This is a genomic window from Methyloradius palustris, from assembly GCF_019703875.1.
In the GTDB taxonomy this organism is placed as follows: Bacteria; Pseudomonadota; Gammaproteobacteria; order Burkholderiales; family Methylophilaceae; genus Methyloradius; species Methyloradius palustris.
Genome location: NZ_AP024110.1, coordinates 2,306,223 through 2,326,925 on the forward strand (window position 1 = coordinate 2,306,223; position 20,703 = coordinate 2,326,925).

Sequence of the window (20,703 nt, forward strand, 5' to 3'; positions counted from 1 at the left end):
CTGGCTTCTAATAGACTATTTAGCTCTTTCCACACTTGCCACAATCTCAGCATTCGCTTCTTCAACACCTTGCCATTCGCCAACTTTGACCCACTTACCCTTTTCAAGGTCTTTGTAGTGTTCAAAGAAATGGGCAATAGGCGCCAACTGGAATTCAGGCAGATCTTTGTAGCTCTTAATATCTTTGTATTGTGGGCAGATTTTATGGACTGGTACAGCCAGCACTTTGGCATCAATGCCAGACTCATCTTCCATGGTCAGCACACCGATGGCACGGCAACGAATCACGACGCCTGGCTGCAAAGGGATCGGTGTAATCACCAGTACATCGGTTGGGTCACCATCCAGTGAAAGCGTTTGTGGGATATAGCCATAGTTACATGGGTAATGCATGGACGTGCCCATGAAACGATCCACGAATACCGCGCCAGACTCTTTATCCACTTCAAATTTAATCGGTTCACCACGCATCGAGATTTCGATGATGACGTTGAAGTTATTCGGGATATCCTTGCCGGCTGGCACATTATTTAAAGACATGACTAATCCTTTTTACTTGGTGGGTATTGTTTGGTTGATTCAAAAAAAACAGGATTTTACGCTAAAGGTACGAATTTGAGGCTTTCAGTATCGTAGGCGCTCATTTCGCCGCTGACGATATCGAAATACCAGCCATGCAATTGCAAAGTGCCTTCCTTCAGTCGCGATTTGATCCAGGGGAATGTTTGCAGGTTTTCCATCGAGACAATGATGCCGCCCATCTCACAGGCACAAAGTTTGTCGGTCTCCCAAGTATGTGTGTGGTCGGCATGCACACGATCCGCCGCACGCTTGGCCATACTCACCCAAGGCATGATGAACTCGCCTTGCATGTCATCAGGGATACCTTCAAACAGGGCTTTGATACCACCGCACTGCCGATGGCCTAGTACGATAATGTGCTCCACATTTAAGGCACAAACACCAAACTCAAGCGCAGCACTCACACCGTGATAACCGCCGCCCTTTTCATAAGGCGGCACCAGATTCGCTACGTTGCGCACAACGAATAAGTCACCTGGTTTGCTATCCAGCACAATCGCTGGGTCAGCACGTGAATCAGAACAGGCGATCACCAGTGTGCTTGGTTTTTGACCTTGCGCCAGTTCGGCAAACAGTTCGCTATCATTAGCAAAGTAGCTGTCATGGAAACGTTTGTAACCTTCTATAAACTTTTCGATCATGGATTTAATTTCTCTCTCATTCAGTTACTTAATCTTTAAGATACAAAAGCCTTACCCGTAAGACGCTCATAAGCCTCTCGATACTTCTCGCCCGTTTTCAAGGCCACGTCAGCTGGTAACTCTGGTCCGGGGGCAGTTTTATCCCAACCCGAAGCCTCTAGCCAGTCACGCACATATTGCTTATCAAAACTTGGTGGATTTTTACCTACAACATATTGATCGGCGGGCCAGAAACGGGATGAATCTGGCGTGAGCACTTCATCGATTACGTAAAGATTACCTGCATCATCCAGCCCAAATTCGAACTTGGTATCGGCAATAATAATGCCACGTGTGAGCGCATACGCTGCAGCTTCTTTATATAGCTGGATACTGGCTTTTGCGACTTTTTCTGCAAGCTTGTCACCAAGTATCAGCGCACATTTCTCCAGCGTGATATTTTCATCGTGGTCACCTACTTCAGCCTTGCTAGATGGCGTAAAAATAGGCTCTGGCAGTTGCGATGCTTCTTGCAAACCTGCAGGCAATGGAATGCCACAAACGGTGCCGCTGGCTTTATATTCTTTCCAGCCCGAACCTGCAAGATAGCCACGTACGATGGCTTCAATCGGCAATGGCTTGAGTTTCTTCACAACCAAAGCACGTTTACCTAACTGGGCTTTTTCGGCTGGGTCAGTCACCAAAGAGTCAGCTGAAACACCAGTCAAATGATTGGGAATCACATGCTTGAGCTTCTCAAACCAGAAGTTGGCGATTTCAGTGAGAATGGCGCCTTTGTCTTGAATCGGTGTAGGCAAAATTACGTCAAATGCAGAAAGCCGATCTGTAGCAATCAGCAACATTGTGTTTGCATCTACATCATAAATATCGCGTACCTTGCCTTGATGAATCAGTGGCAGGCTTTTAATGCTGGATTGTTTGAGCGCTTGTGACAATTCAATATCCTGTTTTATTGTTTGGATTGGAGGTCGGTACCATCAGTGTAGGGGAATTTCACATGACCAAAACGCACGATCAATATCGCCATGGCAATAAGGAAAATAGAGCCAGATAGCGCCATAATGCGCCATGCGTCTAGATCTGCGACATCAAGCACCAGATACCGTGCAAGCGCAATAATGCCGATATACAGTGGGTATCGAACAGGTAAATTGCCCGAACCAAGGTAATGGTTAAGCATGGACATCACTTCGAGATACAGGAATAAAAGCAGAAGATCGCCCACGCTAATCGCTCGCGCTTCCCAGATATGAAATATGGCCTGAAACACCGCGAATATGGTCGCGCCAGCAATCACAATCAGAACCACTTGCTCAACGATACCTAATCCACGCTGGGTTACTTTGCTAAATCTGTTGGGTATCATGTTTATCCAGTAGCTGGCTTATTAATGCCGCAATTATACATCATGGCATAGGCAGTAAAACGAGCAGCCTTTTGTACTAGAAATCTAACTTGCATTCATGAACACATGCCCTCATGTAATGTTTAATATTCATTTAAAAAGGAGTCGTCATGGATTTACAGCTCACCAACAAACTCGCCTTGGTTTCTGGCAGCACAGCAGGCATAGGCTTTGCGATTGCAGAAGCGCTAGCAAATGAAGGTGCCAGCGTCATCATCAATGGTCGTACTCAAGCAGCTGTCGATACAGCAATTGCAAAACTGAAAGACGCCAAAGGTAAAGCATTCGGTTTTGCTGGCGATCTCAGTCAGGCCGATGTTGCAAATGCATTGGCAAAACAATTTCCGCAAGTCGATATTCTGGTGAATAACCTCGGTATTTTCGAACCCAAGGCATTTCTGGATATTCCTGATGAAGACTGGCAAAGGTTCTTCGATGTCAATGTCTTGAGTGGCGTTCGTCTATCCAGGCTATTTCTACCAGCAATGCAGGCCAAAAACTGGGGACGGATTATCTTCATCTCTAGCGAAAGTGCCATCCAGATACCTGAAGAAATGATTCATTACGGTATGACCAAGACTGCGCAAATATCCGTGGCGCGAGGTTTGGCTGAACTGGTTGCTGGTACTGGCATCACCGTTAACAGCGTATTGCCTGGCCCAACCAAATCACGCGGTGTTGGCGACTTTGTCGATACCTTGGCAAAAACAGAGAACAAGACAGCGGCTGAATTTGAAAAAGAGTTCTTTGAAAAAGTACGCCCTACTTCACTCATCAAGCGTTTTGCAACACCAGAAGAAGTCGCAGCAATGGTTGCTTATATCGCCAGCCCGCTCGCATCAGCCACGACTGGCGCGGCACTGCGCGTAGATGGTGGAACGATTAAAAGCGCTTTTTAATTAAAAGTATTTATAGCTGAAGCCCTGAATTGGCGGCTATTTAATCACTGCCGCCAATTCGCCCTTTTTATAGCGCACTGCCATCTGCTCGCAACTAATCGGCTTGATCTTGCTAGCCCAGCCTGCTGAGCCAAACGCCTCATAGCGTGCGGTGCAGATGCCTTGCATGGCAGTAGTTGCCAAGCCCAAATATTTGCGCGGGTCGAAATCGGCTTTATGCTGCTCTTGCGAAAAGAATTGACGCAAAGAGCCTGTCATTGCCATGCGCAAGTCAGTATCAATATTGACCTTGCGCACACCATGCTTGATACCTTCAACGATCTCTTCAACTGGCACGCCATAAGTCTGGTGAATATCGCCACCATTCTGGTTAATGATTTTTAACCATTCCTGTGGCACGGATGATGAACCGTGCATCACCAGATGGGTATTGGGCAAGCGAGCATGGATTTCTTTGAGCCGCTTGATGGAGAGCACTTCACCTGTGGGTGGTTGCGTAAATTTGTAAGCCCCATGTGAAGTACCAATCGCAATGGCCAATGCATCCACGCCAGTTTTTGCGACAAAATCTGCGGCTTCTTCTACGCCAGTCAATAATTGCGAGTGGTCTAACTTGCCGACTGCGCCGCCGCCATCTTCTTCACCCGCCAAACCTGATTCAAGCGAACCAAGCACACCTAGTTCAGCTTCTACGGAAACACCGATGGCATGGGCAATCTCCACCACTTTTTTAGTCACATCTAGATTATATTCATAACTTGAAGGGGTTTTTGCATCCTCCATCAGCGAGCCATCCATCATCACGCTGGAGAACCCTGAGCGCATGGCCTGGATACAGACCGCGGGCGATGGACCGTGGTCTTGATGCATGACCACTGGAATATGCGGATAAGCCTCGATAGCTGCAGCGATTAAATGCCGTAGAAATGGCTCACCCGCATACTTTCTGGCACCAGCCGAAGCTTGCATAATCACTGGGCTATCACAGGCATCTGCCGCCTGCATGATGGCATGGATCTGTTCCAGATTATTCACGTTGAATGCTGGCAGGCCATAGCTGTGTTCCGCAGCGTGGTCTAACAATTGCCTTAATGAAACGAGCGCCATAATGAATCTCCTTTAACCAACATTAAGCTCTGAAGTTATCTGGAGCGATGTTCGCCCACTTTGATGATCTTCATCGTATTCGTGCTACCCGCTGTACCAATCGGTTCGCCTATTGTCACCAGAATTAAATCCCCTGATTCGACCGCTCCACGGTTCAATAATTGCGTTTCAGCTTCTGCCAATATTTGATCTCTGTCGGTACCGATGTCCATACGATATGGATAAACGCCACGATACAAGGTCAGTTTTCGACGTGTAGATTGCTCCGGAGTCAGTGCATAAATCGGTACATTATTATGAAAACGCGAAAGCCAAAGCACCGAAGCACCAGACTGCGTAAGTGCAACAATCGCTTTCACCTTGAGATGGCGGGCGGTATAGACGGTTGCCATCGCAATCGACTCATCAATAAATTTAAACTCATCATTGACCAGATCACGCGGATTATTGATTTCATAAACAGTTTCAGCTTCTTTACAGACGCGATGCATGGCAGCAACCGATTCCACTGGATACAAACCAGCAGCAGTCTCAGCAGAAAGCATCACAGCATCCGTGCCGTCTAGTACCGCATTGGCCACATCGGAAACCTCTGCGCGCGTAGGAATTGGGTTGCTGATCATGGACTCCAGCATCTGCGTTGCAGTAATCACCACTTTGTTCTGCGTGCGCGCCATACGTATCATGCGCTTTTGCAAGCCTGGCACGGCGGCATCGCCCACTTCCACGCCTAGATCACCGCGCGCAACCATGATGACATCTGCAGCATCAATAATCTCTTCCAGCGCATCGATGGCTTCCGCACGTTCTATTTTGGCGACGATATGCGCATGACCGCCCGCGGCGCGCACTAAGCTGCGTGCCAGTCGCACATCATCGCCACTGCGCGGGAATGAAATGGCAACGTAATCCGCATTCAGCGTAGCGGCGGTTTTAATGTCTTCGCGGTCTTTGTCTGTCAACGCTTCTGCCGCCAAGCCGCCGCCTTGCCGATTGATGCCTTTGTTATTAGAGAGCGTGCCGCCAACTATGATGGTGCAATCAATCTCTGAGCCTGATACTGATTCCACCCGCATGACGATGCGGCCATCGTCCAGTAGCAATACAGTTCCAGGCCCCACTTCAGAAGGCAAAGTCTTGTAATCCAGTCCGACCCGATGCTGGTTACCTAACGGGCACTGGGCGTCCAGAATGAATTTATCACCTGCATTCAACAGGATTTTTCCATCCTCAAATTTTCCGATACGGATTTTAGGGCCTTGCAAATCGCAGAGCACACCAACGGAACGATGTCGTGCATGGGCAAGTTCGCGCACCAGTTGTGCACGGTCAATATGGTCTTGTGCTGTGCCGTGGGAGAAATTCAGTCGCACCACGTCAACGCCCTCATCCAGCATGCGCTCAAGCACTGCGCGCGAGTCGGAAGATGGCCCTAATGTTGCGACAATTTTGGTTTTACGTAACGCCATAACGCCTCATTTTAAGATGTTAGTTAAGACCAATAAACCAGACTAAAGTGACATCAGAATTAATGAATATAAAAACAGAATAGTCCAAAAGAAAAAAGGGGACGAAAATCGTCCCCTTTATCATAGCCCTTCAGCGCTCAAACTAAGTCACTCATTAACCTAGTGCACGTTGCTCAAGAATTTCTACTGCTGGTAGCTTTTTACCCTCAAGAAACTCAAGGAAAGCGCCGCCCGCTGTAGAGATATAGGAAACATCATCGTAAATATCATACTTCTGGATGGCGCAGATGGTGTCGCCGCCGCCAGCCAGTGTAAATGCCTTGGTTTTGGCGATTGCCATGGCAATCGTTTTAGTGCCTTCACCAAACTGGTCAAATTCAAATACACCAACTGGGCCATTCCAGACCACAGTGCCTGCTTTTAATATAATCTCTGCTATTTCATTAGCAGATTTTGGGCCAATATCAAAAATCATGTCGTCACTGGCCACGTCATCGGCATCTTTGGTGACTGCAGGTTCGTTTGCATCAAATTTCTTGCCACAAACCACATCTACCGCAATCGGCACAGCCGCACCACGCTTGGACATTTTCTCCATCAACGCTTTAGCGGTGGGCACCAAGTCATCTTCACTTAATGACTTACCAATAGGATGACCTGCTGCTTTGAGGAATGTATTAGCAATACCACCGCCAACTACGAGTTGATCGACTTTCTCGGACAAGCTTTCCAATACGGTCAACTTGGTTGAGACTTTTGAGCCGCCCACAATTGCGACCATTGGTTTTGCTGGGTTAAGCAGCGCTTTGGTTAAAGCTTCCAATTCGCCAATTAACAAGATGCCTGCTGCAGCTACTGGTGCAAACTTCGCTACACCATAAGTTGAGGCCTCGGCACGGTGCGCGGTACCAAATGCATCCATCACGAATATATCGCAGAGTTTGGCATACGCCTGCGAGGTTTCATCGACATTCTTTTTTTCGCCTTTGTTGAAGCGGCAATTTTCCAGCAAGACGATCTCGCCATCAGCCACTTCAAATCCGCCATTCACCCAATCTTTAATCAGGCGGACAGGTTTACCAAGTTTGGCACTTAATACATCCGCTACAGGCTTGAGTGAATTTTCTTCAGAGTAGATGCCCTCTTCAGGTCGGCCAAGATGCGACGTCACCATGACTTTTGCGCCAGCTTTGGCTGCAAATTCGATTGTCGCCAAAGATGCCGTAATGCGGGCATCTGAGCTTACACAATTATTTTGAATGGGCACATTGAGATCCGAGCGGATAAACACACGCTTACCCTTGAGATCAAGATCGGTCATTTTAATTACGGACATGGTCTTTACTCTCGGAGTTAGGCGATATGTTGAACAAGGCGCATCAGGTTGCAGGTATAGCCATATTCGTTGTCATACCAGGCGACCACTTTCACGAATGTTGGATCAAGTTGAATACCAGCATCTGCATCGAATACGGATGGACAGGTTTCGCCACGGAAATCGGTAGAAACTACTTTTTCTTCTGTATAACCAAGCACGCCTTTAAGCGGGCCGCTTTCAGAAGCAGCTTTCATCGCGGCGCAGATTTGCTCGTAGGTTGCTTCTTTATTGAGCTCAACAGTTAAATCGACGACAGAAACGTCAGAGGTAGGAATACGGAAAGCCATACCCGTGAGCTTTTTATTGAGCTCAGGGATCACTTTACCGACTGCTTTAGCAGCGCCTGTAGAAGACGGAATAATATTCTCAAGAATACCGCGGCCACCGCGCCAATCCTTGTTGGATGGACCATCAACAGTTTTCTGTGTGGCAGTAGCCGCATGTACTGTAGTCATCAAACCACGTTTAATACCAAAGGTATCATTCAACACCTTGGCTACTGGCGCCAAGGCATTGGTGGTACAGGAAGCAGCAGAAACAATGGCTTCACCCTTATAAGTGCCATGATTCACGCCATAGACAAACATCGGGGTGTCATCTTTGGATGGGGCAGATTGCACTACCTTTTTAGCGCCTGCATCGATGTGCTTCTGGCAGGTATCAAGCGTCAGGAAAAAGCCAGTACATTCGATAATGATATCGGCACCCACTTCATCCCATTTCAGGTTGGCTGGGTCTCGTTCTGCGGTCAGGCGAATAGTCTTGCCATTCACCACCAGATTGTTTCCACTCACAGAAACATCGCCCTTGAACTTGCCGTGTACCGAATCATGCTTAAGTAAGTAAGCCAGGTAATCTGGCTCGAGCAAATCATTGATGGCAACTACCTCAATATCAGTAAAATCCTTGATTGCTGCGCGAAACACCATGCGACCGATGCGGCCGAAACCATTGATACCCACTTTGATTGCCATTTGATTTCCCTTGCCCTGATTCAATGAATTGAGATGATTATAATTATGCAGCGAATATAAAATAAATGCGCTTTAAAAAAACGACCATGCTTATAAAACATAAAGGCACCCACGGGTGCCTTTATGCTCAGTAATTACTGCAAATAACGCTTACAGAACTGATTTAACTGTCTTAACTACGTTCTCAACAGTAAAACCAAATTCCTTCAGAAGTACGCCACCAGGAGCTGATTCACCAAAGGTGTCGATACCAACAACAGCGCCATCCAGACCTACATACTTGCGCCAGAAGTCAGGGTGAGCAGCTTCAACAGCCACACGCTTAACACCTGCGGTCAATACGCTATCCTTATAGGCTTGATCTTGACGGTCAAATACGTTGGTAGATGGCATAGAAACCACGCGCACCTTGGTACCAGCAGCATTCAACTCAGCAGCAGCTTTCACTGCCAAATCAAGTTCTGAACCGTTAGCGATGATAATGACATCAGCCTTGCCAGCCACATCAGAGAACACATAACCACCCTTGCGGATCAGGTCAAAGTGCGCTGTGTCGTGCTTGATACCAGCGACATTCTGACGGCTCAATACCAGGCTTGAAGGACCATCTTTACGCTCAACAGCCGCTACCCATGACACTGCTGTCTCGGTAGAGCTACCTGGACGCCATACATCCATACGAGGGATGTAACGCAGGCCAGAAGTATTTTCAACTGGTTGGTGAGTTGGGCCATCTTCACCTTGACCGATAGAATCATGAGTCAATACAGCAATGGTGCGTTGTTTCATCAATGCAGCCATACGCAATGCGTTCTTGGCGTAGTCTGAGAACATGTGGAAAGTACCGCCGAATGGCAGCAAGCCACCGTGCAATGCCATACCGTTCATGATTGCGAACATACCGAATTCACGCACACCGTAAGAGATGTAGTTACCTGGCTCTTTAGCAACCACATGCTTAAAGCTAGGGGCGCTGGTCAGGTTAGAACCAGTCAAGTCAGCTGAGCCGCCTAGGAATTCAGGCAGGATTGGCGCCAATGCGGTAATCGCATTTTGTGAAGCCTTACGTGTAGCAATGCCTTCAGCTTTTTCGTTGGTAGCAGCAATAAACGCATCAGTTGCTGATTTCCAGTTTGCTGGCAAGTCACCTGCCATACGACGTTTGAATTCTGCTGCTTCAGCTGGGAACGCTTTTGCATAAGCTGCAAATTTAGCATCCCATTCGCCTTCAAGCTTAGCGCCCTTGGCCTTGCCATCCCAACCTGCGTAAACGTCAGCAGGGATTTCAAATGGAGGATAGTTCCAGCCGATAGCGGCACGGGTTGCAGCAACTTCAGCATCGCCCAGTGCAGAACCATGGCAATCATGGCTACCTGATTTGTTTGGTGAGCCTTTACCAATGATAGTTTTGCAGCAAATCATAGATGGCTTGTCGGTCACTTTTTTCGCAGCGTCAACAGCAGCGCTGATGGCAGCTGAATCATGACCGTCTACTGATTGGACATGCCAGCCGTATGCTTCAAAGCGCTTAACGGTGTCATCAGTGTACCAGCCTTCAATGTGGCCGTCGATCGAGATACCATTGTCATCCCAGAATGCAATCAGCTTGCCCAGACCCCATGTACCAGCTAGCGCACATGACTCGTGGGAAACGCCTTCCATTAAGCAGCCATCGCCGAGGAAACAGTAGGTGTAATGGTCAACGATATCGTGGCCTGGCTTGTTGAACTGGTCAGCCAGTAATTTTTCAGCCATCGCAAAACCAACTGCATTGGTAATACCTTGGCCTAGTGGGCCAGTGGTGGTTTCAATGCCAGGTGCATAACCATATTCAGGGTGGCCTGCACACTGTGAATGCAATTGGCGGAAAGTCTTGATCTGGTCCATCGGCAGGTCGTAGCCTGTCAGATGCAGCAAAGAATAGATCAACATAGAACCGTGGCCGTTTGACAAGATGAAGCGGTCGCGGTCAGCCCAGTTAGGGTTAGTTGGGTTGTGACGCAGATGGTGATTCCAAAGTACTTCTGCGATTTCGGCCATCCCCATCGGGGCGCCTGGGTGTCCAGAATTAGCTTTCTGAACTGCATCCATTGATAGTGCACGGATGGCATTGCATAAGTCGTTACGAGTTGCCATTACATTCTCCACGTTTATAAAGTAAAAGGTAACTTGCCGACCACTTAAGATTGCAGTCAGGAAAGGTAACCCCGATTTTGAGTGCCTACTTGAAATTCATCGGATTCAGGATGTTGCGACCGATTATTTGATACTTTTCTGCTGTATCGCCACGCATTAAATATCGGTTTTTCTTATAAATTCAGACGCGAATTATTGCTCAGTTAGGCATTTTGAGCAATACCGCAAAAAACCAAGACCTGAATTCTATCAGGGTTAATTTATATTAGGTATAGCTAGCGTGAGATTGATGCTGGAATGTGGGACATTGATACGAGAATCTGAAAGATTCGAGTCGACTACCAAGCAAACCCTAAAGCAAATTAACCTTAAAAAAGCTCTATATCGCCTTCAATTTTATTTTCTTGCAACAAGCCGGCCTCAACAAGCTCTTCATAATTTGAGACCTGATTACGCCCATGATTCTTAGCGTAATAAAGTGACACATCAGCTCGGTCAATAATTTGTGATGAAACATCATAGCCAGATATTTCAGTAAAGCCTGTACTGATTGTCACCTGACCAACCTGCGGGAAAGGAAATACTTCAATCTTGCCCCTGAAGCGCTCGAGCACCATTTTCATCTCATCAATATTGCGGCACTCAAACACGCCGACAAACTCTTCACCACCAAAACGGAACAACAAGTCTTTATCGCGCAAATTTAGCGTCATCAACTGTGAAAAACGCAGCAAGACTTCATCCCCAACCAAATGGCCGTATTGGTCATTCACATTCTTGAAGTGGTCAATATCAAAAATGGCAAAAAACTGTTTATGCTCGCCATGATCTTCTTCACGATTACTCAGGTGCTGGATACGCGTAATGACCTTGCCAATTTTGCGCTCAAAGGTTTTACGGTTAAGCAGGCCCGTTAATGTGTCGCGCTCATTGTCATTCATCAGCTCCATAAAGTTCTGGTAAATCTGCAGCAGCATGCCCGTGACTTCGCGGAATTGTGACTCATGCTCTGGTGACTGAATGGCTACAACGGCTACTGGCTCATTTTTGCTACTTTTAAGCGGGTAAAGCATGACCAAGGCTTGGCCTTCATCTTGGTATTCGCAGGCATTACCCGACTTGATACATTTCTCTAGCGCATGCAACAAAGGCCGTGGAATGATTTCCTGAAAAGGCGCGCCATCAATCAAGGTGGCGGAAAAGATGTGTTGCTCAATATTCAATGCGCGATAGATCACCACCGCACCTGGCGCCACCAAATCAAACAAAGTCTGCGCCAAGGAGATTTCAAGAGAGTGTGTCTCTCTTTCACCAGTGAGTGTGATCAACTTGGATAATACGGATTTAATACTAGGTGATTGCAAAATAGTTTTTTTATGCTTTTTTAATTAAAATTAATGGATATGTGATGAATGATGGTGATGCTTACGCAAACCCACATTCTTATTTATATTACATTCCCTGAATCCATCTTCGCTGCCTAGTTTCTAACTAGCAAGCACTATGCCTGACTTTCACTTCTCCATTTGATTGAGCATCCCATACTTGCAATCTGCTCACGCGGGCCTTGGCCAGTTTCTGCAACCTGCTGCATCGCCTTGAACAAATCGCGCGTACTTTCAGGCGCAAGCTCTTTACGAGACTCATCAAAACGACCTCGGTACTGCAACTCTAGTTTGGCATTAAACCCAAAAAAATCAGGCGTACAGATTGCACCATAGGCTTTAGCAACGGCCTGCGTTTCATCTAAAACATAAGGAAAAGAAAAATCAAATTCGGCAGCGATTGCCTTCATGTTATCGAACGAATCTTCTGGGTAATCGGCCACATCATTGGACATAATCGCAATGGTATTGATACCCAGCGCCTTTAACTCACGCACATCTGATACCAAGCGCTGACGGATAGACTTTACGTACGGGCAGTGGTTACAGATAAACATGACCAATGTGCCTTTTTCGCCCTGTATGTCGGCCAGCTGCCAATACTGATCATCGGTGCCAAGCAGATTGAAGTCAGGCGCTTTCCAGCCAAAATCACATACAGGTGGTTGAACACTTGCCATCTGTTTAACTCCTTACCATTCAATACAATGACCCGAACATTACATGCAACGCTTTTAATAGTAATCTAAAATACACACTCCCAATACATTGGCTGACAGTTTTTCGATATTTTTGACTAACTATTGGCATTCAACTGGATATTTAAATGGCGACCCCAAGATTTTATTGTCCCAAAAAGTTTTCGACAGGTAGCAACCTTGAGTTACCCGAAAATGCAGCTACGCATGCAGCTAGGGTATTGCGTATGCAGGCAGGTGACAAAGCCATCTTATTTAACGGCGACGGCTTTGACTATCTAGCCGAACTGACTTCTGTCAGCAAGAGCCAAGTGGGTGTCAAAATCATTTCCAGTCAACTTATTAGCAATGAATCGCCTTTAAAGATTACCTTGCTGCAAGGCATCTCAGCAGGTGACCGTATGGATTTCACCATACAAAAAGCCGTTGAGATGGGAGTGAGTAGCATCCAGCCAATCTCAACCCAACGTAGCGTGGTCAAACTATCTGCAGAGCGCGCAGAAAAACGCATTGAGCATTGGCAAAACGTCATGATCTCAGCTTGCGAACAATCTGGTCGCGCCATTGTTCCTGAGATTGCAGCACCCGTTTCATTGGCACAGTGGTTCAGTAAAAAACCCTCTTTTGACTTGGGTATTACCCTCGCACCGAGTGCTACACAAAGCTTGAAAGAGCTGTCCAAACCCACAGGCAATATTTGTTTATTGATAGGCGCAGAAGGCGGATTAACTGACGATGAGATTAATCTCGCCAGCTTACAAGGCTTTAAACCTGTGACGTTAGGTAAGCGCATACTTCGCACAGAGACGGCAGCTTTGGCGGCGATAGCAGCCATGCAGACTTTATGGGGTGATTTTTAAACTGCTATACGAAGAATTGGTAAATCAGCCAAACATTTAGTGCTGAGATCAACACAAACAAACTCCAAGCCAGCATTTTAGCCAACCAGCCCGTCGCAAACTCGCCCATGACGGCACGATTCCCCGTCAATTTAAGCAGCGGGTAAATCGCAAATGGTAGTTGCATACTCAGCACCACTTGGCTCAACACCAATAGCTTGCCAACTGCGCCCTCGCCCCAGACCAACACACCAATAAGCGCTGGAATCAATGCCAAAAAACGGGTGATTAAGCGGCGCTGCCAGCATGGGATTTTCAGGTCAAGGAAACCTTCCATAATCACTTGGCCTGCAATGGTGCCAGTGAAGGTTGAGCTTTGCCCTGCCGCCATTAGTGCCAAACCGAAAATGATGCCCGCAAATGCCGAGCCGACAACGGGGTCTAATAAATGGTAGGCGTATTCTATATCCGCCACACCAATATGGCCGTTGGCGTGAAACGCAGACGCTGCAAGGATCATGATGGCAGCGTTGACGAAGAATGCCAGGCTTAGCGATACCAGGGTACCAATCGTTGAAAGCTGAATCGCTTCGCGCTTATCTTCAATACGGTCACTGACCACACGCGTTTGCACAATTGACGAATGCAGATATAAATTATGCGGCATGACTGTCGCGCCTAATATCGCCACTGCCAGATAAAGTGACTGCGTGTCAGCAAGGGCATGCAGTGAAGGAATCAAGCCTTTGGCAGCCATCGCATAATCTGGTTGAATCAATATTAATTCAATACAAAAACACAATGCAATAGTCAAGATCAGCCCGAGCACAATGGCCTCCACCTGGCGAAAACCACGCCCCTTCAGCCCAAGCACGATCAAAGTATCAAATGCCGTGAGTAAAACCCCGACCAATATGGAGCAGCCAAATAAGAGATGAAATGCCAATGCGGTACCTAACACTTCGGCCAAATCACAAGCAATAATGGCAAGCTCTGCCATTAACCACAGTACCTTTCCTACGCGCGGGCTGTAGTGCTCACGACAAAGCCTTGCCAGATCTTTCCTGCTTGCAATCCCCAACCTCAAACACAAGGTTTGCAGAAATATAGCAATCAGGCTTGAAAGCAAAATGACAAATAAAAGCCCATAGCCATACCGAGAACCAGCCTCAATATCGGTTGCCCAGTTGCCTGGGTCCATATAGCCAACGGAGACCAGCAAACCAGGGCCCGCAAATTTAAGCAGCTTTTTCCAGAACGACGTGCCTGCTGGAATATTTATGGTGCCACGCACTTCAGACGGGCAAAATGGTGCCGTGGCGGTGCGAGGTAATCTATTGAGGATGGCTTGAAACATAGAGATTTGTCATGAAGGTTTAAAATATAGACGCGATAATGAATATGCGATTTATAGCATTTATTCAAGGCAAATAAAATTAAGCCAGACAAAATCTCGCCACAATTAATATGCTAAAAACATGAATTATATTTTGCCAAATATGCATAATATAATTAAAATATGCTTTTAATACATAATTTGGCGCAAGAATAATGTCTGTTGGATTAGCAATACGTAAACGTCGCAAATCGCTCAACCTTACCCTGCAGGCACTGGCGCAACTGGTCGATGCCGATAGCGGCAATCTTTCGCGCATTGAGCGTGGCACCCAAGGTGTTTCTGAAAGCATGTTACGCAAGCTATGTATTGCGCTTGACTGCACACCAGCGCACCTCTATGCCCAAAGCGAGCCAACAACCAGCGCATCATTACAATCAGCATCGCCGCTGCAACTGACCAAACCACAAGACTTCGTTCGCTGGTTTCGTTCTGCTACGCCTTACATCCACGCCTTTGGTGGCCGCACTTTTGTTATCGCATTTGGTGGTGAAGTGGTCGATGACAAACAATTTGTCGCGCTTTCGCACGACCTCAACCTGCTTGCCAGCCTTGAAGTAAGGCTGGTGTTGGTACATGGCGCACGCCCACAGATTGAATCTCGCCTCAAGCGTAACAAGCTAGAAACTAGACTAGTCGGCGGCCTGCGTGTCACCGATGATGAAGCCATGGAAGCTGTAAAGGAAGCTAATGGCGCTATTCGTGTGGAAATCGAAGCCTTGCTCTCCATGGGTATTATCAACTCGCCTATGGCAGGCTCTGACATACGCGTTGCCAGCGGCAATTTTGTCACCGCAAAACCAGTTGGCGTGCTTGAAGGTGTGGATTTGCAACACACGGGAGAAGTACGCAAGGTCGATGCCGTTGGCATACAAAAACGTCTGGATGATGGCGAGGTAGTATTGCTATCCCCGCTCGGTTATTCATCGATTGGCGAAGTATTTAACCTCACGCTGGAAGATGTAGCCGTGAGCGCTGCAATTGCGCTGGACGCAGATAAACTGATCTTCTTGATGGATTCAACAGGCGTACACAACGCCCGTGGTGAGCTATTGCGCGAAATGACCGCAGATAAAGCCAAAAACATGCTGCGTAATATTGAGAACAATGTCGCCCAGAATACCGATGTGAAAAACTTCACCGAAGATGAAGGCTACTACCTGCCTGCCGCCATCCGTGCCTGCGATAACGGAGTGGCGCGTACACACTTGATTAGCCGCCATGTAGACGGCGCGATACTGCAAGAGCTATTCACCTATGACGGTATCGGCACCATGATTACCGAAGCATCGCTCGAATCCATACGCCCTGCTGAGATTGGCGATGTGGGCGGGATATTGCAGCTCATAGAACCGCTAGAAGCAGAAGGCGTATTAGTACGCCGTGGACGTGAGCGGCTAGAGATGGAAATCAACTGCTTTCATGTGATGGAACATGATGGCCGCATCATCGGCTGCGCTGCGATTTACCCTTATCTTGAAGAAAAAACAGCAGAACTCGCTTGCATGGCTATACATCCGTCATTCAGGCGCGGCGGGCGTGGTGACAGGCTATTGAACTACTGCCTGGAAGTAGCAAAAGAGCAAAAGCTGAAATCCGTGTTCGTGCTCACTACCCGCACTGAACACTGGTTTATTGAACGTGGATTTATCGAAAAAGATGTAGATGCCTTGCCGCAAAACCGCAAAGCCCTTTACAACTTGCAGCGCAGATCCAAGATTTTTATTAGGGCTCTGTAATTTAGATAAGAGTCACAGAACCAAGATCAATACTGGTAACTATCTGTATGTCAGACATTAGTTAACCATCGTTGGAATCAGGGTCAAAGTGACCGTTTTCTGATCGCCGATATAGACGATGCATTCCACTTTGATCTTGGCGCTAGCATTAAAATTGGTATGGCAAACCGCGATGGTATCTTTACCTTCATAGCGCGAACCAGGCAGCTCTGTCGCAGCACCCTTGTAATTACTTTCCATCACGCCTTTAATCATTTGCGCACCATCAAACAGGATGATAATACTCAAGTCCTGGATTAAATCTTCATCCAGTTCAGCACGTCCCGTAATGCTTATATCGTGTGAAGCACCTTTGATTTTATAGGTCTGGGAATCTGGTAGCTTGTTATTCATATTCAGTGTGCAAGCTGAAATAAAGATAGCCATTAGCATGATTAATTTCTTCATTATGACTCCCAAATATTAAAAATTAATCCCTATTACTAATACGTTATCGTTGCGTTGATGGTATCTAGATAAACACCAGCAACTACGGCCTGCCGTGCTGGAATCTGTACATATACCGGATAGGATTTGAGAATAACGCCAGCCCCCATCGTATAACTATCACTCACCATCGCAGTACCAGAGCCGCCATTACCCCAGATAATGCTGTATGCGGGATCTGTATATAAGTTATAGACCAAAGAATTCGTCACTAGAAACCGCATGTTGCGCGCCAGATAATTATTGCTAAAGCCTTGACTAAGTTGTATCTGGTAAGCCACTCCAACGGTGCCGAGACCGACATAGGTGCAAGTAACGCTAATGCCACCCAGACCTGATCTTGGCGCAGAATCAGCAGGGTCATAAATAATAATAGGGCCAAGAGAAGTAGCCAGGCATGTAGCATCTGCCTGGGCATCGGAGAGAAAACCCAGCCCAGCCAACAGCAGTAGGCATCGTAACAAACAACCAGAATTTCGCATCATCACTGGCACACAAACTCCCCCAGCTCAGGCAGGGGATCATCCGTTTGCGGGTAAGCAATATCCACCTCGCAAAGCTGATCCTGCCAGTGACCCTTGATATGGTTATTTTCCTTGAGATGCTTGAGAAATAGCATGCCATCGTCCGAAACAATGAATGGAGTAGTACTATCGTTCACTTCAAACAAGGCACCAGCAGGCACCGGCGTCTGGTCTTTTTGCAGCACACGTAATGTCGCAGCTTTTTCTTTATCGATAGGGAATTTCACATAGGCACCGCTACGATAGTAGGGAACGGCATTGACTTCAGCAGATTCCAATTGCGAATCGAATGGGATATCCGTAGGGTCAATCGTAATCATGTTCGACTGATAAGAACGCAAGTTAGGGATAGCCCTGAGACCATTGCTATCAGTCTTACCTATCAGTTGATTCTCGGCATAGACTTTCACATTAGGATAGCCGCTCACATCAACCACACCAAAGGCATCGCCAATGCGGCGAGTCATCAGAACATTACCCCTTGAAAGAATCACCCCACCACTCACGGTAGCACGATAGGCATTTTCCCCACGAGTCTGTGCGGCCTCAACTGAATATGTGCCTACATCATTCTGCGCACTAAGCCCAGCCTGGGTTTGGTTCAAATCACCCTGCCCCGCCAGCACACGATATCCAACGCCCTCACCGACTGGCAGGCTGCGTTGCACTTGCACCGTATTCTCTGAGTAGCCACGACTACGATTCAGCATAGCGGTAGCACTCGTTCTTTCATCTATCGCCTTAATAAGGTTAATACTCAGCGTATAGCCCTGACTATCCTCTATGTTTTTAAATGCATTCACATTCAAAAACCAGCTATCAAAAACCGTTTTACTGTAATTCAGGTTCAACAGCTTGGCTGAGGGCACTTCTCGATTCTCCTGATCAATATAGTTAACCCCAAACGAACCAAAACGGGGGTGATTCCATGCAACAAACATGGTATTCATCCTTGATGGCACCGAAATAGAGTCTGACAAACCAAGCTGGCTAAATCCTTTATTAGCAAGCTGCGTACGGACCCCATAACTCCAACCTACTGCCTGACGTTCAAAACCAGCTGAGACTGACTGACCAGCACCACGATTCTGATCCGTACTCAGCGCCACAGTACTATCAACGATACCAATCCTAGGTATAAGCCACACGCTAGCCGCACTCGCTGTTTGTTGCTGAGCTTTTATCTCGCCGTGTGCTTCGATAGTCAGGTTATCGCTCCAGCCATATCTCTGCGTGGCTGAGGCAAAAAAATCGCGGTAATCATTGCTCACTAAACCGTAGCTAAAACGCTCAAACCCAGCCTCATAGGAGTAATCATTCAATCCTTTTCTTAAAACGCTGCGGCTGGCGTAATAAGGCTGCGTAATCAACTGCTCTCGCCCGAATAGATCCCGTACAACAAGCCTGGCCTCGCCGCTACCAGTTAAAAGCGGCAGATTGTTAATTGAGAATGGCCCAGGGGCAACCTGCTGGCTAAATGTCTTGATGTTGTTGATATAAAGATCAACAGTTGAAGGTAAAGCCGCACTGCCATTAAGCCCAAATTGCGGGAAGCTAATAAAATCGGGTTGTGTGGCAAAATTGGTACTGAATTGAATGCCGCCAAACCTGATAGGCCTGCCCACACTGCCGCCCCGGTTGATAGAGTCACCATAGCGCCAGCTGGCAAGATTTTCTGGCTGATCTACCGTCCAGTTCGAATCGAGGCGAATCAACTTCTCTTGCCCATTGAAGCTATTTGCCAGCATGCTCGAAATACCAACGCCATAATGATTAAAAACGCCTAGCTCGAACCTGCCATCGAACTGCGAGCCAATATTGTCTTTTTGCGCAAATAAATCGTAATTCAGAAAAGCGCCTTGTTCCAGTTGTGGTGGAAACTTAACTGGCTTTCTGCTCTCGATTTGGGTCGCATTGAAAGTAGCGGCGGGCAACGTCATTTTCACTTCCCCTCGTTGTTCATCGACTTCCAGGTTGGTTTGCTGTAATTGATTAATAGGCACGAAGTAATCGCCCTCATATTCAATAGCCTGGACATTCGGTGGCACTACAACACGTGATTGCTTCAAAAAATTGCGCGAAGCCAACAGATAGCCACTCTCCGTCCGCAAGAAAACGACCGTTTCCTGCTGGGCTTGGTGATTGATATTGGCTTCATAGGCAACCTCCTGGAACAAGGTTTTTGCCATGCGCAGATGTGGTCTTGGGAGAATATTTGCCGAATCGCCTACCTCTGGTACAGCGATAATAAAAATCTCTTCGGCACTTCCAAGCTCAATCGAAAGCATCACTAATAAGAAAAAACTAAGGGCGCTCCAGTGCAACTTTCTCACGGAGTTCCCCATTATCCGTTTTGGCTACAACAGTGAGACTAGCCCCCAGACTATCGATCGCATCGATATCAAAAACCCATTGCCGCTCATTTTCCGACAGCACATAAGCCATTTGCGTTTGCTTGATGACATTACCGCTCGTATTTTCCAACTGAAAAGATGTCACCTGAATATGGCTATCACCTTCATTTTTCAGGGCAACTGCCAGCTTCCTCTCATCCAGTTTTTTTGCCTCCCAGATCAGCTTTTGCTCCGGTTTATTGGCTGGGTTAATAAATACCGGCAAACTAAACCCAAGCAATACCCTGACGCCTTGTTGTGTCGGATCTGGATTTACCTGATCAGCCACCTCCCGCAATACTAGGCGATAAGTGATTTCTTTTTTATCTTGAGGTTGGATACGAATCAATGCCCGCAATATTTGCTCACCCCCAGCCTTTACAGTAAAGACTGGGGGGCTGACAAGCACATCGCGAGAAGGCTCTAAAACATCCTGTCCGTTTTGCTGGGCCCAGCGAAATATTTGCGCTTGTACCAGACTAGGAGAATCTCCACGATTTTTTACCGTAATCGTTGTGGAGGGCAGTTTGGTAGAGAACTCAATCCGCAATGGCGATATCTGCAATGCCGTACCACTAAGTGCAGAGCCAGAAAGCAAGACGAAAGCACCCCACACAGTGGCAATAGCCACTATTTTTGACGCGCGCTGCAT

The 20,703-nt window shown here is 47.2% G+C and carries 19 protein-coding genes; 3 read left to right on the plus strand and 16 right to left on the minus strand.

Translation table 11 applies throughout. The features are described 5' to 3' along the window. Nucleotides 1-15: 15 nt before the first annotated feature. The 4 genes from ppa to ZMTM_RS11075 are packed head-to-tail and all read right to left on the minus strand — an operon-like array spanning nt 16 to nt 2,589. A complete protein-coding gene (gene ppa, locus ZMTM_RS11060; RefSeq protein ID WP_221763899.1) occupies nt 16-540 on the minus strand; it encodes an inorganic diphosphatase in 525 nt (174 codons plus the stop codon). Nucleotides 541-596: 56 nt separating this feature from the next. Beyond that, a complete protein-coding gene (locus tag ZMTM_RS11065; protein ID WP_221763900.1) occupies nt 597-1,223 on the minus strand; it encodes a carbonic anhydrase in 627 nt (208 codons plus the stop codon). 35 nt (nt 1,224-1,258) lie between these two features. Next, a complete protein-coding gene (locus ZMTM_RS11070; protein WP_221763901.1) occupies nt 1,259-2,158 on the minus strand; it encodes a phosphoribosylaminoimidazolesuccinocarboxamide synthase in 900 nt (299 codons plus the stop codon). Between the two features lie 14 nt (nt 2,159-2,172). Beyond that, entirely contained in the window at nt 2,173-2,589 is a 417-nt protein-coding gene (locus ZMTM_RS11075; RefSeq protein WP_221763902.1) for a phosphate-starvation-inducible protein PsiE, read from the minus strand. 149 nt (nt 2,590-2,738) lie between these two features. Between ZMTM_RS11075 and ZMTM_RS11080 the strand changes: the two genes are divergently transcribed. Beyond that, on the plus strand, nt 2,739-3,527 hold the full coding sequence (locus tag ZMTM_RS11080; RefSeq protein ID WP_221763903.1) for an SDR family NAD(P)-dependent oxidoreductase: 789 nt from the start codon (nt 2,739-2,741) through the stop codon (nt 3,525-3,527). Nucleotides 3,528-3,563: 36 nt separating this feature from the next. Here the strand turns inward: ZMTM_RS11080 and fba are convergent, their stop codons facing one another. From fba to ZMTM_RS11115, 7 genes are all read right to left on the minus strand, one after another. After that, nucleotides 3,564-4,634 (minus strand): class II fructose-bisphosphate aldolase, encoded by a 1,071-nt coding sequence (gene fba, locus ZMTM_RS11085; RefSeq protein ID WP_221763904.1) that lies wholly within the window; start codon nt 4,632-4,634, stop codon nt 3,564-3,566. Nucleotides 4,635-4,669: 35 nt separating this feature from the next. Further along, nucleotides 4,670-6,103 (minus strand): pyruvate kinase, encoded by a 1,434-nt coding sequence (gene pyk, locus ZMTM_RS11090; RefSeq protein WP_221763905.1) that lies wholly within the window; start codon nt 6,101-6,103, stop codon nt 4,670-4,672. A gap of 154 nt (nt 6,104-6,257) precedes the next feature. Then, nucleotides 6,258-7,439 carry a phosphoglycerate kinase gene (locus ZMTM_RS11095; RefSeq protein WP_221763906.1) on the minus strand — a complete coding sequence of 394 codons (1,182 nt, stop codon included), beginning with the start codon at nt 7,437-7,439 and terminating at the stop codon, nt 6,258-6,260. A gap of 17 nt (nt 7,440-7,456) precedes the next feature. Then, nucleotides 7,457-8,455, minus strand: coding sequence for a type I glyceraldehyde-3-phosphate dehydrogenase (gene gap, locus ZMTM_RS11100; protein WP_221763907.1), 999 nt, complete (start codon nt 8,453-8,455; stop codon nt 7,457-7,459). 150 nt (nt 8,456-8,605) lie between these two features. Further along, complete coding sequence (gene tkt / locus ZMTM_RS11105; RefSeq protein ID WP_221763908.1) at nt 8,606-10,591, minus strand: transketolase; 1,986 nt, start codon at nt 10,589-10,591, stop codon at nt 8,606-8,608. Nucleotides 10,592-10,959: 368 nt separating this feature from the next. Continuing rightward, nucleotides 10,960-11,955 (minus strand): GGDEF domain-containing protein, encoded by a 996-nt coding sequence (locus tag ZMTM_RS11110; RefSeq protein WP_221763909.1) that lies wholly within the window; start codon nt 11,953-11,955, stop codon nt 10,960-10,962. Between the two features lie 137 nt (nt 11,956-12,092). Further along, entirely contained in the window at nt 12,093-12,656 is a 564-nt protein-coding gene (locus tag ZMTM_RS11115; RefSeq protein ID WP_221763910.1) for a thioredoxin family protein, read from the minus strand. A gap of 146 nt (nt 12,657-12,802) precedes the next feature. On the opposite strand from ZMTM_RS11115, the gene ZMTM_RS11120 reads away from it, so the two are divergent. Continuing rightward, nucleotides 12,803-13,534: a 16S rRNA (uracil(1498)-N(3))-methyltransferase gene (locus ZMTM_RS11120; protein WP_221763911.1), complete on the plus strand. Its 732-nt coding sequence runs from the start codon at nt 12,803-12,805 to the stop codon at nt 13,532-13,534. A 4-nt stretch (nt 13,535-13,538) separates the two neighbouring features. On the opposite strand, the gene ZMTM_RS11125 is transcribed toward ZMTM_RS11120, so the two are convergent. Further along, the gene (locus tag ZMTM_RS11125) at nt 13,539-14,870 is read right to left on the minus strand and encodes an Nramp family divalent metal transporter (RefSeq protein ID WP_221763912.1); all 1,332 of its coding nucleotides are present in this window, start codon (nt 14,868-14,870) and stop codon (nt 13,539-13,541) included. 194 nt (nt 14,871-15,064) lie between these two features. On the opposite strand from ZMTM_RS11125, the gene argA reads away from it, so the two are divergent. After that, nucleotides 15,065-16,648: an amino-acid N-acetyltransferase gene (argA, locus tag ZMTM_RS11130; RefSeq protein ID WP_221763913.1), complete on the plus strand. Its 1,584-nt coding sequence runs from the start codon at nt 15,065-15,067 to the stop codon at nt 16,646-16,648. 57 nt (nt 16,649-16,705) lie between these two features. Here argA and ZMTM_RS11135 read toward each other — a convergent pair whose 3' ends face one another. Genes ZMTM_RS11135 through ZMTM_RS11150 form a run of 4 tightly spaced genes read right to left on the minus strand, consistent with a single transcriptional unit; the run spans nt 16,706 to nt 20,703 of the window. Next, on the minus strand, nt 16,706-17,095 hold the full coding sequence (locus ZMTM_RS11135) for a hypothetical protein (protein ID WP_221763914.1): 390 nt from the start codon (nt 17,093-17,095) through the stop codon (nt 16,706-16,708). 35 nt (nt 17,096-17,130) lie between these two features. Continuing rightward, the gene (locus tag ZMTM_RS11140; protein ID WP_225907149.1) at nt 17,131-17,619 is read right to left on the minus strand and encodes a Csu type fimbrial protein; all 489 of its coding nucleotides are present in this window, start codon (nt 17,617-17,619) and stop codon (nt 17,131-17,133) included. Next, entirely contained in the window at nt 17,619-19,991 is a 2,373-nt protein-coding gene (locus ZMTM_RS11145; protein ID WP_221763916.1) for a fimbria/pilus outer membrane usher protein, read from the minus strand. The genes ZMTM_RS11140 and ZMTM_RS11145 overlap by 1 nt, the downstream gene beginning before the upstream one ends. Further along, on the minus strand, nt 19,963-20,703 hold the full coding sequence (locus tag ZMTM_RS11150; protein ID WP_221763917.1) for a fimbrial biogenesis chaperone: 741 nt from the start codon (nt 20,701-20,703) through the stop codon (nt 19,963-19,965). The genes ZMTM_RS11145 and ZMTM_RS11150 overlap by 29 nt, the downstream gene beginning before the upstream one ends.